Genomic DNA, 16,622 nt, shown 5'->3' on the forward strand with positions numbered 1-16,622 from the left:
ACTTGCGCTTTCGCGTAAGTGCCTGATTTCAATATATTCGGTGGGGTGGCTGATGGGACTCGAACCCACGACAACCGGAATCACAATCCGGGACTCTACCAACTGAGCTACAGCCACCGCTGCAAAGAAGCGAAACTATAGCACGTTTCTTGCTGTGCGCGCCAGCGCACGCCGAAGACGCATGTCGGCTTCCCTTTGCTATCCTTATCCGTCCCCGTGCCGACTTCAGGACCGGCACGCCCGCCCACGCCCAGGACACCGCCGATGCCCATGGACGCCCTCGAGGATTTCGTCAACCGCTACTGGCCCCATGTGGCGCTGGGCCTGAGCATCGTCGCCGGAACGGGCGCGGCGGTGCACGCGGCCATGACCAAGCACGACGTGCGCGCGGCCATCGGCTGGGTGGGCCTGCTGCTGTTCTCGCCGCTGTTCGGCGCGTTGTTCTACTTCGCCGCCGGCATCAACCGCATCCGCCAGACGCGCATGTCGCAGCAGCGCGACCAGGCGCTGCTGGCCTACGCCGGCCACCTGGAATCGCGCGACGTGATCGACGTGGTGCCCTACAGCGCGGCCCAGTTCGCCTCGCTGCGCCTGCTGGGCGACCAGGTCAGCCGCTTCCCGCTGGTGGGCGGCAACGCCATCCAGCCGCTGACGGGTGGCGACGAGACCTATCCCGCCATGCTGGACGCCATCCGCGGCGCGCGGCGCAGCATCGCCGTGCAGAGCTACATCTTCGACAACGACCCCGTGGGACGCGAACTGGCGCTGGCCCTCATCGAGGCGCACGAGCGCGGCGTGCAGGTGCGCGTGCTGATCGACGCCATCGGCAGCCGCTATTCGCGGCCGCCCATCGTGGGCATGCTGGCGCGCAAGGGCGTGCGCACCGCGCGCTTCATGACCAACCCGCTGGGCCTGTTGCGCATGCCCTACGCCAACCTGCGCAGCCACCGCAAGATCCTGGTGGTCGACGGCCTGCGCGGCTTCACCGGCGGCATGAACGTGCGCGCGGCCTTCGTGCACGCGCTGTCCGGCGACCGCACCAACGGCGACACGCACTTCAGCCTGCAGGGACCCGTGGTGGGCCAGCTGAGCGCGGTGTTCGCGCACGACTGGAACTTCACCACCGGCGAGACCCTGCAGGGCGAGGACTGGTTTCCGCAGGCGCTGGCACGCGGCGCGGGCACGGTGCCCATGCGCTGCGTGCCTTCCGGCCCCGACCGCGCGATGGGCGCCACGCACGCCATGCTGCAGGGCGCGCTGGCGGTGGCGCAGCGCCGCGTGCGCATCCAGTCGCCCTATTTTCTGCCCGACCAGACGCTGATCGGCGCGCTGGCCACTGCCGCGCGGCGCGGCATCGAGGTGGACATCGTGATCCCCGGCTCGAACAACCTGCGGCTGGTGAACTACGCCATGATGGCGCAGCTGGACCAGGTGGTGCGCACCGGCTGCCGCGTGTGGCGCACGCATGGCCCCTTCGACCACTCCAAGCTGATGACGGTGGACGACGCCTGGTCGTACATCGGCTCGTCCAACCTGGACCCGCGCAGCCTGCGGCTGAATTTCGAGCTGGACACCGAGGTCTACGACTATGACCTGGCGCTGTGGATCGGCGCCCGCCTCGACGCGCTGATCGGCGGCGCGCACCGCGTCACGCTGGAGGAACTGCGCGGCGCACCCTTCGCCCAGCGCCTGCGCAACCGGGTGATCTGGCTGGCCACGCCCTACCTCTGATCCGTCCCCTCCGCATTTGATACGCTAGAGACCGGTCCGGCGCGGCTCGCCCGCGTCGATGCCCGGCGCCGACCCGGAACTATTCGCGTCGGGAACGCCCCAAGCAGAGCCCCCGCGGGGGACATGAATCGAGGACGCCGGACGGGTGAGTCTTCCCGCGTCCGGCGCCGCATGCCTTCGAGGCCCTGTCGCCCTTCCATGGGCGGCCGCCGCCCACCCGACCTCAGGAACCGCACGATGGCTTACAGAGTCCGGCAACATCTTGATCCCCTCTACGCGCTGTTCGGCGTGTTCTGGCAACGCGTCAGCCACTGCCGCCCCGAGCGCGAGACCGGCGTGGCGACGCCGGGCGCCGCCGCGCGCTGGCTGAGCGAGCAATGGAGTTTCTATCGCGCCTGGCGCGCCAATCCCAAGGGCATCGGCGCGGTGCTGCCGTCCAGCCCCGCGCTGGCCGCCGCCATCACGCGCGAGATCCGGCCCGAGGACGGTCCCGTGCTGGAGCTGGGCAGCGGCACGGGCGCCTTCACGCGCGCGCTGCTGGCCCGCGGCGTGGCGCAGGAAGACCTGGCGCTGATCGAGATGGACGAGACCTTCGCGCGGCAGCTGGCCGAACGCTATCCGCGCGCGCAGGTCTGCCAGGCCGACGCGGGCAAGCTGATGGACGTGCCGCTGTTCGACGGCCGGCAGGCGGCCGCGGCGGTATGCGGCCTGCCGCTGCTGAACTTCCCGGTGCGCCAGCAGGCGCACATCATGCGCAGCACGTTCTCGCACCTGCAGCCCGGCGGCGCCTGCTATCTGTTCACGTATGGCTGGCGTTGCCCCATCTCGCCGCGCGTGCTCGCGCGGCTGGGCCTGCGCGCGCGCCGCACTCGCATCGTGTACCTCAACGTGCCGCCCGCGCAGGTGTGGAAGATCACGCGCCGCAGGCGCTGGATCGACTGACGCCGCGGCCGTTCATCGCGTGCGTTGCCGCCGGTCTGCCGCCGCCGCGGGATGGTAATGTCTGACCATCCCGCAAGGAGGAGACCACAATGCACACGGAAAGCTCGAAGAAAGTCGCCATCGTCTCGACGGGGGTCATCGGCGCCAACTGGGCCACGCTGTTCCTGGCCCGTGGCTACGACGTCGTGGCCACCGATCCCTCGCCACAGGCCGAATCCGCGCTGCACGCGCGCGTGGCCGCGCAATGGCCCACCATGCAGGCGCTGGGCCTGTCACCCGGCGCCGATCCCGCGCGCCTGCGCTTCACGGCCTCGCTGGAAGACGCCGTCGCCGACGCCTGCTTCGTGCAGGAAAGCGCGCCCGAACGGATCGACGTCAAAGTGGACCTGTTCCGCCGCATGGACGCCGCCGCGCCGCCCGACACCCTGCTGGCGTCGAGTTCGTCGGGCCTGTCCGTCACGGCCATGCAGCAGGCCTGCGCCCATCCCGAACGCGTGGTGCTGGGCCATCCCTTCAACCCGCCGCACCTCATCCCCCTGGTCGAAGTCTGCGGCGGCGAGAAGACCGCGCCGGAAGCTGTCCGGCGCGCCATGGATTTCTACGCCGGGCTGGGCAAGCGCCCCGTGCACGTGCGGCGCGAGATCAGCGGCCACATCGCCAACCGCCTGCAGGCCGCGCTGTGGCGCGAGGCCTTCCACCTGGTGGACCAGGGCGTGGCCAGCGTGGCCGACATCGACACCGTCATCGCGCACGGGCCCGGCCTGCGCTGGGCCCTGCTGGGCCCGTTCCTTAACATGCACCTGTCCGGCGGCAACGGCGGCATCGACCACATGCTGGCGCACCTGGGCCAGCCCATCGAAGACTGGTGGAACGACCTGGGCGCGCCGGCGATGACCGACGCGTTGAAGGGCAAGGTCGTCGAAGGCGTGGACCAGGCCGCCGGCAACCTCACGCCGTTCTGGCTGGAGACGCGGCGCGACAAGGCGCTGATCGAACTGCTGCGCATGAAGGCGGCGTGCAACCTGCCGCCGCATGCGTCGCCGTCCGACCCCGCGGGTTGAACGCTCAGATGCTGGCCAGCAGCCCGCCGTCCACGCGCACCACCGAACCCGTCACGTAGGACGCCCGCGCGCTGGCCAGGAAGGCCACCACGTCGCCGTATTCCCGCGGGTCGCCATAGCGGCCCAGCGGTATCGTGGCGGCGCTCTCGGCGGACACCTGCTCCACCGGACGCGCTTCGCGCCTGGCCTTCTGCGAGTCCAGGAATTGTGTGCGCGCCGTGGCCACCCGGCCGGGCAGCACGACGTTGCACGTAATGCCGGCGGCGCCGACCTCGCGCGCCAGCGTCTTGGACCAGCCCAGCAGACTGACGCGCAAGGCGTTCGACAGGCCCAGGTTGGGGATGGGCGCGACCACGCCTGACGAGGCGCTGGTCACGATGCGGCCGAAGCCGCGCTCGCGCATGCCGGGCAGCACGCGGTCGGTGATGGCGATCACCGACAGCACCATGCTCTGGAAGTGCTTCGTCCACAGCTCGGCGGACTGGCCCGCCACCGGCGTGGGCGGCGGGCCGCCCGTGTTGTTGACCAGGATGTCGACCGGCCCCAGTTCGCGCTCGACGCGCGCGACGTGGCCGTCGATGACGGACAGGTCGCCCAGGTCCCACGCCAGCGACACCGCCTTGGCGCCCTGCTCGCGCAATTCCCGGGCCAGCGCCTCGGCGGCGTCGCCGTCGATGTCCGCCAGCGCCACGTGCGCGCCCTCGGCGGCCAGGCTGCGCGCAATGGCGCCGCCCAGTCCGCCGCCCGCGCCGAATACCAATGCCGTCCTGCCGGCGATTCCTAGATCCATGGGTCTACATCCTTTCTGTCAGGGGTTCAAAGCAGCTTGCCGGGATTCATGATCTGGTTCGGGTCCATCGACTGCTTCAGCAGCATCATCAGGTCGAACTCCACGGCCGATTTGTAGTGGCGCAGCTCGTCGCGCCGCAGCTGGCCCACGCCGTGCTCGGCACTGATGCTGCCGCCGGCCTCGTCCACCATGTCGTGCACCACGCGGTTCAGGCGCTGCACGGCCGCCGCCAGGTCCGCGGCCGGCGTATCCGGTGGCATCAGCACGTTGAAGTGCAGGTTGCCGTCGCCCATGTGGCCGAAGTTGATGATCCGCGCGTCGCGCAGCACGCCGCGCACCGCGGCCTCGGCCGCTTCCACGAAGGCGGGCAGCCGCGAGATGGGCAGCGCGATGTCGTGCTTGATGGCCTTGCCCGCGCGCACCTGCGCCTGCGAGATGCCTTCGCGCACTTTCCAGAAGGCCTGCCGCTGCGCCAGGCTGACGCCGATGGCGGCGTCCTCCACCAGGCCCGCGGCGATGGCGGCCTCCAGGCTGTCTTCGAGCATCCCGTCCAGCCCCGCCTCGCGTGTGTCGGCCAGCTCGATCAAGGCGTGGAAGCGGTGCGGGCTTTCCAGCGGCCGCCGCACGTCGGTCACGTGCGCCATCACCAGGCGCAGCGATTCCTCGGTCATCATCTCGAACGCCACCAGCCGGTCGCCGCAGGCCTCGCGCATCCGCGCCAGCACGTCCAGCAGCCGCTGCATGTCGGCGCAGCCGATCCATGCGGCCGCGCGCGCCACGGGCCGCGGATACAGCTTGAGCACGGCCGCGGTGATCACGCCCAGCGTGCCTTCCGAGCCGATGAACAGGTCGCGCAGCGCATAGCCCGTGTTGTCCTTGCGCAGCGCGCGCAGGCCGTTCCAGATGCGGCCGTCCGGCAGCACCACTTCCAGGCCCAGCGCCAGGTCGCGCGTATTGCCATAGCGCAGCACGGCGATGCCGCCCGCGTTGGTGGCCAGGTTCCCGCCGATGGTGCAGCTGCCTTCCGAGCCCAGGCTCAGCGGGAAATAGCGGTCGACCTGCCGGGCGGCGTCCTGCACGTGCGCCAGCAGCACGCCCGCCTCGGCGGTCAGCGTATTGTTCAGCGGGTCGACCTCGCGGATCGTGCGCAGCCGGGCGGTGCTCAGGATCAGCTGCGCGCCGCTGTCGTCCGGCGTGGCGCCGCCGCTCATGCCCGTGTTGCCGCCCTGCGTGACCACCGGGGTACGGGTGTCGTGGCACAGCCGCATCACCTGCGAGACCTCGTGCGTGCTGGCGGGCCGCACCACGGCGCTGCTGCGGCCATGCCATTTCTTCAGCCAGTCGACGTCATGGCCGCTTTTCCGATCGTCGTCCTCGACCAGGCCGTCGTCGCCAACGATGGCGTGCAGCCGCTGCAGGAACTGCGAGTGATGGTGGGGTACGGTACGCATGGCCGTCACCATCCCAGCCGCAGCCGGCCCAGCGCCATGGCCACGGTGGCCTGGCTGGGTTCGACCACCGGCAGGCCCACGGCGTCCTGCAGGGTGTCGCGAAAGCGCGCCATGCCGGCGCATCCCATCACCAGCACGTCGGCGCGATGGGTGTCGCGCAGGGTCTTGCCGGCCGCGATCATGCCCGCCAGCGTGGCCTGGCCGTCGGCCAGTTCCGCCACGGTGCGATCGATGGAGACCTCGCCCGCCAGGCGGGACGACACGCCCATCGCCGCCCACGCGCGCAGGTGCCGCGGGATCGAGGCCTCCAGGATGGCGATGACGCCGAAGCGCTGGCCCAGCGTCATCGCGGTCAGCACCGCGCCCTCGCTGATGCCCATGCAGACCGCGCCCGGGATCTCGCGCAGCGCATGCAGCCCGGGATCGCTGAAGCAGGCGGTGACGAAGCCCGCCGCATCGGCACGGCGCGCGTCGGCGAACTGCCGCACCAGCACCGCCGCGCGGTCGACGTCGGCCTGCGTCTGCACGCCTGGCGGCCCCTCGGCCAGCGTGACGCACTCGATCGCCGGCCCGCCATCCTGGCGCAGCACCTGCAAGGCGGCGTCGATGCCGGCGGTGACGGCCGTGTTGCTGTTGGGGTTGATGACATACAGCGTGCCTGCCATGACGTCTCCTGGGCTGTTCTTCTGGGGTCGTGCCGGGGACTACTTCGCCTCGAACCGCGCCAGCGCGGCCTCCTGCCGCGTCGTCAGGCGGGTCAGCTCGTCCAGGTCGGTCCTGTCCAGCACCGGACCCGGCCGGCGCACGTAGGCCGAACGGATCGCGCCGCGGCGGCGCAGGGTCTCCTTGCGCAGCGCCAGGCCGATGCCGTACTGGAACTCGTGGCGCAACAGCGGCAGATAGACGTTGAACAGGTCTTCGGCCTGCTCGGGCTTGCCCTGGTCGAACAGCGCGCACACCCGCACCAGCATTTCGGGATAGGCGAAGCCGGTCATCGCGCCATCGGCGCCGCGCAGCATCTCCTGCGGCAGGAACAGGCCGCCGTTGCCCACCAGGATGCTGATGCGGCGGTGCCTGCCTTCGTCGCTGGCCTGGCGGATCTGGCTCAGCTTGCGCATGCCGGGAAAATCCTCGTGCTTGAGCATCACCACCTGCTCGAACTCGTCGACCAGGCGGTGGATCACCGGCACCGAGGTATGCACGCCCGTGGCCTGCGGGAAGTCCTGCAGGCACACCGGAATCCCGCGGCCCAGCCCCTTGATCGCGCCTGCGTAATAGCCGTGGACCTGCTCGTCCGTCTTCAGGTTGGACACGGGCGCGATCATCACGCCGGCCGCGCCCAGGTCCATCGCTTCCTTGGACAGGCGCTCGACGTGCCGGTTGGAGGAATGACTGACGCCCACCACCACGGGCGCCCTGCCCGCCACGCGCTTCAGGATGCGCTGCATCACCTGCGTGGTCTCGGCCTCGCTCAGCTTGGGCGCCTCGCCCATCATGCCCAGGATCGTGAAGCCGGTGACGCCTTGTTCCAGGTAGAAATCGGTCAGGCTGTCGATGCTGTGGAAGTCGACCTCGCCGTCGTCGGAGAACGGCGTGGCCGCGATGATGTAGACGCCGGTTGCCTGTTCGGTCAGGCGGTTATTGTCAGTTGCCATGTCGGGTATCGCTCCAGAAAATTCCAGCCGGCCCGCGAGGGCGCGACCTCCCATGAGGGGCGCGCCAGGCACCCCGGATAGTGCACGAACCGTGTTGGATCAGTGCGCCCGCTTGTGTTCCAGGCGGCCCAGCCAGCGCGTCAGCGGCCACAGCAGCACGAGGTACATCAGCGCGGCCAGCACGATGGGCGAGGGGTTGTAGACCAGCGACTGCGCATCGCGCGCCGCACGCAGCAGTTCGGGCAGCGCGACCACGCTGGCGATGGTCGTGAGCTTCAGCACCTCGATACTGTTGCCGACCAGGTCGGGCAGCACGTTGCGCGTGGCCTGCGGAATCACCACGAAGGACAGCGCCTGCCAGCGCGCCAGGCCCGTCGAGCGCGCGGCTTCCATCTGCCCCTTCGGCACGCCCTCGATGCCCGCGCGGAACACCTCGGCGTAGTAGCTGGCGTTGTTCAGGCCGAAGGCGATCACCACCGCCGTCAGCTTGTCCAGTTCCAGCCCCAGGAAGGGCCAGCCGAAGTACACGAGGATCAGCAGCACCAGGGGCGGAAAGGCACGGAAGAAATCGATGTATGCAATCACCAGCCAGCGCAGCGGGCGGCGCTCCGACTGCGTCAGCGCCACCGCCAGCAGCAGCCCGGCGAGCCCGCCCAGCGGGATGACGATGGCCGACAGCCAGACCGTGGTCCAGAGGCCCTGCAGCAGGTACGGGAACACGTCCCGGTAGGTCTGCAGGTTGAAGAAACTGTGGATCAGGTTTTCCATGTCGATTCCCCGGCCTCAGCCGCGTACCCAGTTCTTCTCGAGCCAGCGCGAGAACACCACGAGCGGCAGGAAGATCACCACGTACGCCAGGGCTGCCATCATCAGCGGCGTGGGGTTGCCCGACAGGCTGCTGGCCCCCTGCGCCGCGTTGAGCAGCTCGCCCAGCGACACCACCGAGCCCAGCGCGGTGTTCTTGGTGATGGAGATGATGCGGTTGGTCAGCGTGGGCACCGCGCGCCGCACGGCCTGGGGCAGCACGACCCAGCGCATGGCCAGCCCCCACGTCAGGCCGGTGGAACGCGCCGCTTCCATCTGTCCCGCGGGCATCGAGGAGATGCCCGCCCACACGCTCTCCTCGGCATAGGCCGCCAGCACCAGCGACAGCGTGAACCAGGTCACGAACAGCGCCGACAGCGGCAGCCCCGCTTCGGGCAGGCCGAAGTACAGGACGATCAGGATCACCAGCGGCGGCAGCGAACGCAGCACGTCGGCGAAGGCCACGATGGCCCACGTCAGCGGCCGCCACTGCAGCGCGCGCAGCACCGCCAGCGCGATGCCCAGCGCCGTGCCGGTAAGCACCACGGCGGCGCCGGTGGCGACCGTCAACAGGGCGCCCGTGGCCAGCGCGGGCGCGTACTGCGCCGCGACGCCCAGGTTGAAGAACGTGAAGAAGAAACCGTTCAGGCTTTCCATCAGTGCGCCAGCCTGCTTGCGTAGCGCGACAGGAAGCTCTGCGTGCGCGGCTGCGTGGGCCGCTCGAACAGGTCCTGCGCGGTGCCCTCTTCCACCACCACGCCACCGTCCATGAACACGACCTTGTCGGCCGCGGCATGCGCGAAGGCCATTTCGTGCGTCACCACCAGCATGGTCATGCCGCTGTCGCGCAGCTCGCGCATGACGCTCAGCACGTCCTCCACCAGTTCCGGATCCAGCGCGCTGGTAGGTTCGTCGAACAGGATGATCTGCGGCTGCAGGGCGATGGCGCGGGCGATGCCCACGCGCTGCTGCTGGCCGCCCGACAGCTGCGACGGCATGGCGTCGGCCTTGTGGCCCAGGCCCACGCGCTCCAGTGCCGCGCGGGCCAGCCTGTCGGCCTCGTCGCGCCCGCGCTTCTGCACCTTGCACAGCGCCAGCGTCACGTTGCCCAGCGCCGTCAGGTGCGGGTACAGGTTGAACTGCTGGAACACCATGCCCACGTCCTGACGCATGCGGTTCACGTCGGTCCTGGCGTCCATCACGTCATGGCCGTTGGCCACGATGCGGCCCGACGTGGGCACTTCGAGCAGGTTGCAGCAGCGCAGCATCGTGCTCTTGCCGGAGCCGGACGGGCCGATGACGCACACCAGCTCGCCCTTGTTCACGTGCAGGCTGACGCCCCGCAGCACTTCGTTGTCGCCGTATCGCTTGCACAGATCGGATATCTCGAGAATCGCTTGGCTGCCCATGGCGCCTCCTGTCCTTGAGGCCGCGCTCACGCGCACCTGGCCGCGGCCGGCGTGGCGTCGTAGCCTTCCATGTCGGGCACGCCCGTGCCCGGCGCCACGCGCACCGCCCAGTTGCCTTCCTCCGGCGTGAAGCCGAACCACTTCTCGGCCAGCTTCCTGACCGTGCCGTCCTGCTTCATGCACTTCAGCACGTTGGACACCTGCTGGCGGCCTTCCTCGTCGTCCTTGCGGAACGCGAACGCCCACACCAGGCCGGTCTTGATGGTGTAGCTGGTGGCCAGGCGGGGGTTCTGCCTGGCGGCCCAGGCCACCACCGTGGTGCCGGCGAGGTTGTAGTCGGCGCGCGAGGCCAGCACTGCCTGCACGGCATCGGCGTTGCCGCCGTACACGTCATAGCGGAAGCCGTACTTCCCTGCGTTCTCGCTGGCCCAGGCCTCGTAGTTCGATCCCTTGTTCACCGCGATGACCTTGCCCTTGAGTTCGTCCAGCGACTTCAGGGGCGGCGCGTCCTTGCGGCCCACGAAGGTGTAGTCGGTGTCCAGATAGCCCTCGGTGAACAGCAGCGACTTCGCGCGCTCGGGCGTCACCGTCACGGGCGCGATCAGGAAGTCGTAGCGGCGGCTGTTCAGCCCCGGCACCAGGCCCGAGAACTCGGCGGGCTCGATGTTCATCTCGCGGCCCAGGCGCCTGGCCACCTCGCGCCCCAGATCGACGTTGAAGCCCTGCACGCCGCCGCCCAGGTTGGCCATGGCGTGCGGCGCGAACGTCGCGTCCACGGCCGTCCTGATCGGCGTGCCCTGCGCGAAGGACGAGGCCGCCGCGCAGGCCAGGAGGGCGCCGGCCACGAGGCAGCGGCGAAATGGCGTAAGAATTTGCATGGACATTCCCCTTGAATGATGTGCAAGAAACTCGCTGGAAATCGAAGTGCCGCTGCCTGTCTAGGTCTTGTCGGCAGCCGGCTTCAGGCCGACGTACTGGCTGAACAGCCCGCGCGACGGATCGGCGCGGCGCTCGATGACGGGCTCGGGCCGCCTGCGGGCGACGAACCGGCCGCTGCCGCGCTCGACGTGCAGGGCGCCGTCCTTCACCACGCAACGGCCGCGGCTGTAGACCTGCACCGGCCAGCCGCGCAGTTCGCGGCCTTCGTACGGCGTATAGCCCACCTGGTCGTGCAGCATGCCGGCGGTCACCGTGGTGCGCCGCTCGGTATCCCACAGCACCAGGTCGGCATCGGCGCCCACGGCGATCGTGCCTTTCTTCGGCGCCAGTCCGTACATGCGGGCATGGTTGGTGGCGGTCAGCGCCACGAATTCCTCCACGCCGAGCCGGCCCGCCATCACGCCCTCGGAGAACAGCAGCGGCAGGCGCAGCTCGATGCCCGGCACGCCGTTGGCCATTTCCTTGAAGGTGGTGGCGTCGCCCTTGGGCAGCTTGCCGGACGCGTCGAAGCGGTACGGCGCATGGTCCGACGAATACACGTTCAGCGTGCCGTCCTTGAAGCCTTGCCACACGGCTTCCTGCGAGGCCTTGTCGCCCGGCGGCGGACTGCAGCAGAACTTGGCGCCTTCGACGCCTGGCAGGTCCGAATCGCCGGCCTCCAGGAACAGATACTGCGGGCAGCTTTCCGAATACACCTGCGCGCCTAGGTTCTGCGCCTTGCGGATGATGTCGATGGTCTCGCCGCCCGACACGTGCACGATCAGCACCGGCACGTCCACCAGCCGCGACAGTGCGATGGCGCGATGCGTGGCCTCGGACTCGGCCAGCGGATCGTGCGCCACCGCATGGAACTTCGGCGCCTTGTGGCCGCGCTCGATCAGGCGGCGCGCCACCCAGCGGATCATGTCGTGGTTCTCGGCATGCAGCATCACCATGGCGCCGTGCTCGCCCGCCACCGCCAGCACGTCCAGCAGCTGGTAGTCGTCCAGCTTCAGCTTGTCGTAGGTCATGTAGACCTTGAACGACGTGATGCCGCCCTGGATCACCGCGGGCAGGTCGCGGGTCAGCGCCTGCTCGTCGGGATTGGTCAGGATCAGGTGGAAACCGTAGTCGATCACCGCCTTCTCGCGTGCCCGGCGCGCGTAGTCCTCCAGCACGTCGGGGATGCGGTCGTCGCGGTGCTGCGCGCAGAACGACAGGATGGTGGTGGTGCCGCCGAAGGCCGCGGACACCGTGCCGGAATAGAAGTCGTCGGCGCACATCACGCCCATGCCCGACAGTTGCTCGATGTGCGTGTGGCTGTCGATGCCGCCGGGCAGCACCCACAGGCCCCGCGCGTCGACATCCTCCCGGCCGGCGGGCAGGTTCTGGCCGATCTCGGCGATGACGCCGCCGCGCACGCCGACGTCGGCGTGGAACGTGCGGTCGGCATTGGAAATGCGGCCGTTGCGGATGACCAGGTCAAAGGGCGGCGTGGCGTCTTTCGGGTGCGGCATGTAAGGGGCTCGCGATGTCCGTGATGCAGGAAATTCTGTGCCCGCGCCCTCCTCGTGCCTATTGCTTCTTTGAGGTCTACCCTTAACATCGTGTTAAGGGTTTCGAGGGCACCGGCGAGGCCGCGTACGGGACAACCCCTATTTTTCCCGGGCATGGCGCGTATCCGCCCGATCGTGCCGGCCATGAAACCGGCATAGGTGTTAACCCTTGGACCTAACACCCGCGCCATGCGCTGCGGCAGAATCGGCTGCCATGAAGCTCAACATCCGTCAGATCGAGGTGTTCCGCGCGGTGATGATCACGGGCACCATCCGGGGCGCGTCCGAACTGCTGTTCGTCTCGCAGCCCGCGGTCAGCCGCCTGCTGTCGCACACCGAACAGCGCATCGGCTTTCCGCTGTTCAAGCGGATCCGCGGCCGCCTGCATCCCACGCTCGAGGCGAAGAAGCTGTTCCACGAGGTCGAGATCGTCTACGACGGCGTGCAACGCGTGAACGACATGGCGCGCGAACTGTTCGAGCACCAGGAAGGCATCCTGAACATCGTGGCCAGCCCCAGCATCGGGCAGATGCTCATTCCCGCCGCCATCGCCAGCTATCGCCACACGCATCCCAACGTGAAGCTCACGTTCCACTACCTGACCCACCTGCCGCTGACCGACCGCCTGGTCAAGCGACAGGCCGACCTGGCCGTCACCATCCTGCCCATCAACCACCCCAACCTGGAGCAGGAGGAACTGGCCGACGCCAGCCTGGTGTGCATCTGCCCCTACAACCATCCGCTGTCGCGCCGCGCCATCCTCGAGATCGGGGACCTGCTGCCCTACCCGTTCATCTCGTACGAGCGCGCCACGCCCTTCGGACAGATGGTTCAGGCCATGTGCGACGATGCCGGAATCTCGCTGCGGCCGGTGGTGGAGGTGGGGTCGCCACAGAACGCCTGCTCGCTGGTGCAGGCCGGCGCGGGCGTGGCGCTGGTCGACCAGTTCTCGGCGCGCAGCTGGTCGGCCAGCCGCTTCGTCACGCGGCCCATCGCGGGCGGGCCTGCCCTGAAGGCCTATCTGGTGCGGCTGCGCGACGAACCGCTGTCGCAGATCTCGCAGTCGTTCATCGACACGCTGAAGGACGTGATCCGCAAGGACGGCCACGCGGACATGACGCCGGCCGCGGCGTCGCACGCGGACGTAGCGCGGGGCAGCACCCCACGCGCCTGAACGGCGCGCACGTATGGCTGCCCGCAACGCTTTTCCGTATGCTTGCGCGATGAATCAGGCCCTGACATTCCGCCATCCCGTCCCCGCCGACGCCGACCGCTGCCACGAGATCGAGATCTCGGCCTACGAAGGCGACGAGGCCGCCACGCATGCGAAGATCGCCACGCGCATCGCGCAGTATCCGCAGGGATTCCTGATCCTGGAACGGGCGGGCCGCGTCATCGGCTTCATCAACTCGGGATGCGCGCACGACGTGGTGATGTCCGACGAGGCCTTCAAGGAGCTGGTGGGCCACGATGCGCAGGCGCCCAACGTGGTCATCATGTCGGTGGTGCTGGATCCCGTGGAACAGGGCAAGGGCTACGCCACGCTGCTGATGCAGGCCTTCGTGGGCCGCATGCGCGCGCTGGGCAAGCAGAGCATCCACCTGATGTGCAAGGACCGCCACGTGGCGTTGTACGAGAAGCTCGGCTATCGCTACGTGCGGCCGTCCGCGTCGGACCACGGCGGCATGGCGTGGCACGAGATGGTGATGCCGCTGGACGGGTGAAGGCGGCCGGCGGGGCGCGATCGCGGCGCATCGCCAGCCGACTGCCGGCGCCCCCTCCGCTGCCCGCGATGGATCCCATCCGGCGGCGCCGCACGCAAAAAGGCCCGCATCGCTGCGGGCCCTTTCGATGCTCGGCCAGCCTTGCGGGCTGGCCGTGCGGACGGCCGATGCCGGACTTAGACGCCCACCACCGACACGGCCTTGGTGACGAGGTAGGGTTCCAGCGCCTCGAAACCGCCTTCGGTGCCGTAACCCGAATCCTTCACGCCGCCGAACGGCAGTTCGGCCGACGGGGTGGCGGGCTGGTTGATCCAGACCATGCCCACTTCCAGGCGGCGCGACAGCTCGGTGACATTCTTGAACGAACGCGTGAAGGCATACGCGGCCAGGCCGAACGGCAGGCGGTTGGCTTCGCGGATGGCATCTTCCAGGTTCTCGAAGCTGCGGATCGCGGCGATGGGGCCGAAGGGCTCTTCGTTGAACACGTCGGCGTCCAGCGGCACGTCGGTCAGGATGGTGGGCGCGAAGAAGTTGCCGGCGTTGCCGACGCGCTGGCCGCCGGTGGCGACGCGCGCGCCCTTCTCGGCGGCGTTCTTCACGACCTTGTCCATCGCCGACAGGCGGCGGTCGTTGGCCAGGGGGCCCAGGGTGGTGCCCTCGGTCAGGCCGTCGCCCAGCTTGAGCTTCTCGGCATGCGCCACCATGGCCTGCTCGAACTGGCTCTTCAGGTCCTTGTGCACCAGGAAGCGGGTGGGCGAGATGCACACCTGGCCGGCGTTGCGGAACTTGGCGCCGCCCGAGGCCTTGACGGCCAGTTCGACGTCGGCATCCTGCGCCACGATGACCGGGGCGTGGCCGCCCAGTTCCATGGTGACGCGCTTCATGTGCTGGCCGGCCAGCGCGGCCAGCTGCTTGCCCACCGGCGTGGAGCCGGTGAACGTGACCTTGCGGATGATCGGGTGCGGGATCAGGTAGCTGGAGATTTCAGCCGGCGAGCCGAACACCAGGCCGACCACGCCCTTGGGGATGCCGGCGTCGACGAAGCAGTTCAGCAGCGCGGCGGGCGACGCGGGGGTTTCTTCCGGGGCCTTGACCAGGAACGAGCAGCCCGAGGCCAGCGCGGCGCCGATCTTGCGCACGATCTGGTTGACGGGGAAGTTCCACGGCGTGAAGGCGGCCACGGGGCCGACGGGCTCCTTCAGCACCATCTGCTGGGCGTTGACGTTGCGGGCGGGGATGATGCGGCCATAGACGCGCAGGGCCTCGTTGGCGAACCAGTCGATGATGTCGGCGCCAGCCATGACTTCGCCCTTGGCCTCGACCAGCGGCTTGCCCTGTTCCTGCGTCAGCAGGCGGGCGATGGCTTCGGCGCGCTCGCGCACCAGCACGGCGGTCTTGCGCATGATGGCGCAGCGCTCGTGGGCCGACATCTCGCGCCAGGTCTCGAAACCGCGCTGGGCGGCTTCCAGGGCCTGGTCCAGGTCTTCACGCGACGCGCTGGCCACCTGCCCGATCTTGCTTCCGGTGGCGGGGTTGACGACGTCGATGCGCTTGTTGCCGCGGGCTTCGCGCCACTCGTTGTCGATCAACAGCAGGGTGTCGGGGTAGTTGCTCATGCCATCTCCATAGGATTGTGTCGGGGTGCCACAGGGCAAAACAGACATTTATTATCCGCCACCGCCGTGCCGAAACCAAACCGGCCGTTCACCCCGGCGACCGGGTGCCCAGCACGGCCACGATCAGCACCGCCAGCGCCCCGGCGCACAGGGCCCAGGCCGTCTGGCGGCGCAGCCGCCGCAGCGCCCGCGCATCGCCCGCCAGGCGCGGCACCAGCACGTAGCGGTTGACCAGGGCCAGTCCCACCATCGCCGCCACGGCCACGATCTTCGCCGCCAGCCATTGCTGGTAGGCCGACCCAGCATCCAGCCCCACCTGCCGCAGGATCAGCCAGGCGTTCACCGCGCCTGTCAGCAGGGTCCCGGCCACGGCGAGGTGGCCGAGCGTGGAAAAGCGCATCAGCATCGGTATGGCCAGGCCGCGATGCGTGCGCCACAGGCCAAGCAGCGGCGGCACCACCGACAGGGCGCCGATCCAGAAGGCCGCGCAAAGCACGTGCAGCACGTTGTTCAGCAGGTGCGCCGCACCCAGGGCGCCGTCGTCCATGCGGGCATGGCCGCTGGCGGCCGTGGCGGCCAGCGCGCAGCCGGACAGCACTGCCAGCAGCCGGGGCGGACGTACGCCGGGCAGCGCCAGCGCCAGGCACAGGGCCAGGGCGGCGCAGGCCTTGGCCAGCCACGCCTGGCCGTAAGTCGTGAGGCTGGCTACCTGCCAAAGCATGCCGGCGTCGGACCAGGAGGCAGGATCGTCCGTGACCAGGGCGGCCTGGATCGGCAGCAGCAGCGCCGTGGCGACCAGGCCCACGGCGGCCAGCGCCCGCCACATCGGCAGCAGGCGCCGGCCCAGCTGATCGGCCGCGGGCGACGCGCCGCCGGCCGCCAGCATGCAGTACGCGCCGAACACCAGCATGGGCGCCAGCGCGGCCAGGTAGCGGCAGACGACGTTGGCCGCCTCCAGCATGCCC

At 69.3% G+C, this 16,622-nt stretch carries 16 protein-coding genes and 1 tRNA gene; 5 read left to right on the forward strand and 12 right to left on the reverse strand.

Annotated elements, in window-relative coordinates; translation table 11 throughout:
• Positions 1 to 41 precede the first annotated feature (41 nt).
• Positions 42 to 117 (reverse strand) — tRNA-His (locus tag FS845_RS17000).
• Between the two features lie 153 nt (positions 118 to 270).
• Between FS845_RS17000 and FS845_RS17005 the strand changes: the two genes are divergently transcribed.
• From FS845_RS17005 to FS845_RS17015, 3 genes are all read left to right on the forward strand, one after another.
• The gene (locus FS845_RS17005) at positions 271 to 1,731 is read left to right on the forward strand and encodes a phospholipase D-like domain-containing protein (protein ID WP_144638017.1); all 1,461 of its coding nucleotides are present in this window, start codon (positions 271 to 273) and stop codon (positions 1,729 to 1,731) included.
• Positions 1,732 to 1,968: 237 nt separating this feature from the next.
• Positions 1,969 to 2,673 (forward strand): class I SAM-dependent methyltransferase, encoded by a 705-nt coding sequence (locus FS845_RS17010; protein WP_144637442.1) that lies wholly within the window; start codon positions 1,969 to 1,971, stop codon positions 2,671 to 2,673.
• Positions 2,674 to 2,762: 89 nt separating this feature from the next.
• Positions 2,763 to 3,734 (forward strand): 3-hydroxyacyl-CoA dehydrogenase NAD-binding domain-containing protein, encoded by a 972-nt coding sequence (locus FS845_RS17015; protein WP_144637444.1) that lies wholly within the window; start codon positions 2,763 to 2,765, stop codon positions 3,732 to 3,734.
• Positions 3,735 to 3,738: 4 nt separating this feature from the next.
• On the opposite strand, the gene FS845_RS17020 is transcribed toward FS845_RS17015, so the two are convergent.
• The 9 genes from FS845_RS17020 to hydA all read right to left on the reverse strand — a co-directional run bounded on the left by FS845_RS17020 (position 3,739) and on the right by hydA (position 12,278).
• Complete coding sequence (locus FS845_RS17020; protein ID WP_144637446.1) at positions 3,739 to 4,524, reverse strand: SDR family oxidoreductase; 786 nt, start codon at positions 4,522 to 4,524, stop codon at positions 3,739 to 3,741.
• A gap of 26 nt (positions 4,525 to 4,550) precedes the next feature.
• Positions 4,551 to 5,975: an FAD-binding oxidoreductase gene (locus FS845_RS17025; protein WP_144637449.1), complete on the reverse strand. Its 1,425-nt coding sequence runs from the start codon at positions 5,973 to 5,975 to the stop codon at positions 4,551 to 4,553.
• Positions 5,976 to 5,980: 5 nt separating this feature from the next.
• A complete protein-coding gene (locus FS845_RS17030) occupies positions 5,981 to 6,640 on the reverse strand; it encodes an aspartate/glutamate racemase family protein (RefSeq protein WP_144637451.1) in 660 nt (219 codons plus the stop codon).
• Positions 6,641 to 6,679: 39 nt separating this feature from the next.
• A complete protein-coding gene (locus FS845_RS17035) occupies positions 6,680 to 7,630 on the reverse strand; it encodes a dihydrodipicolinate synthase family protein (RefSeq protein WP_144637453.1) in 951 nt (316 codons plus the stop codon).
• A 99-nt stretch (positions 7,631 to 7,729) separates the two neighbouring features.
• Positions 7,730 to 8,398 (reverse strand): amino acid ABC transporter permease, encoded by a 669-nt coding sequence (locus FS845_RS17040; RefSeq protein WP_144637455.1) that lies wholly within the window; start codon positions 8,396 to 8,398, stop codon positions 7,730 to 7,732.
• 15 nt (positions 8,399 to 8,413) lie between these two features.
• Positions 8,414 to 9,091: an amino acid ABC transporter permease gene (locus tag FS845_RS17045; RefSeq protein ID WP_186332318.1), complete on the reverse strand. Its 678-nt coding sequence runs from the start codon at positions 9,089 to 9,091 to the stop codon at positions 8,414 to 8,416.
• Entirely contained in the window at positions 9,091 to 9,843 is a 753-nt protein-coding gene (locus tag FS845_RS17050; RefSeq protein WP_144637457.1) for an amino acid ABC transporter ATP-binding protein, read from the reverse strand. The genes FS845_RS17045 and FS845_RS17050 overlap by 1 nt, the downstream gene beginning before the upstream one ends.
• A gap of 26 nt (positions 9,844 to 9,869) precedes the next feature.
• Positions 9,870 to 10,721, reverse strand: a complete 852-nt coding sequence (locus FS845_RS17055; RefSeq protein ID WP_144637459.1) for a transporter substrate-binding domain-containing protein — start codon at positions 10,719 to 10,721, stop codon at positions 9,870 to 9,872.
• Positions 10,722 to 10,781: 60 nt separating this feature from the next.
• Positions 10,782 to 12,278: a dihydropyrimidinase gene (gene hydA, locus FS845_RS17060; protein WP_144637461.1), complete on the reverse strand. Its 1,497-nt coding sequence runs from the start codon at positions 12,276 to 12,278 to the stop codon at positions 10,782 to 10,784.
• Positions 12,279 to 12,531: 253 nt separating this feature from the next.
• Here hydA and FS845_RS17065 point away from each other — a divergent pair, with 253 nt between their 5' ends.
• Together FS845_RS17065 and FS845_RS17070 are read left to right on the forward strand one after the other, a co-directional pair.
• Positions 12,532 to 13,491, forward strand: a complete 960-nt coding sequence (locus tag FS845_RS17065; protein WP_144637463.1) for a LysR family transcriptional regulator — start codon at positions 12,532 to 12,534, stop codon at positions 13,489 to 13,491.
• A gap of 49 nt (positions 13,492 to 13,540) precedes the next feature.
• Positions 13,541 to 14,041 carry a GNAT family N-acetyltransferase gene (locus FS845_RS17070; protein WP_144637465.1) on the forward strand — a complete coding sequence of 167 codons (501 nt, stop codon included), beginning with the start codon at positions 13,541 to 13,543 and terminating at the stop codon, positions 14,039 to 14,041.
• Positions 14,042 to 14,217: 176 nt separating this feature from the next.
• On the opposite strand, the gene FS845_RS17075 is transcribed toward FS845_RS17070, so the two are convergent.
• Both FS845_RS17075 and copD read right to left on the reverse strand, forming a co-directional pair.
• A complete protein-coding gene (locus tag FS845_RS17075) occupies positions 14,218 to 15,657 on the reverse strand; it encodes an NAD-dependent succinate-semialdehyde dehydrogenase (protein WP_144637467.1) in 1,440 nt (479 codons plus the stop codon).
• An 88-nt stretch (positions 15,658 to 15,745) separates the two neighbouring features.
• Entirely contained in the window at positions 15,746 to 16,618 is an 873-nt protein-coding gene (gene copD / locus FS845_RS17080) for a copper homeostasis membrane protein CopD (RefSeq protein WP_144637469.1), read from the reverse strand.
• Positions 16,619 to 16,622 lie beyond the last annotated feature (4 nt).

The organism is Bordetella genomosp. 13, from assembly GCF_007679965.1.
Lineage (GTDB): Bacteria > Pseudomonadota > Gammaproteobacteria > Burkholderiales > Burkholderiaceae_B > Bordetella.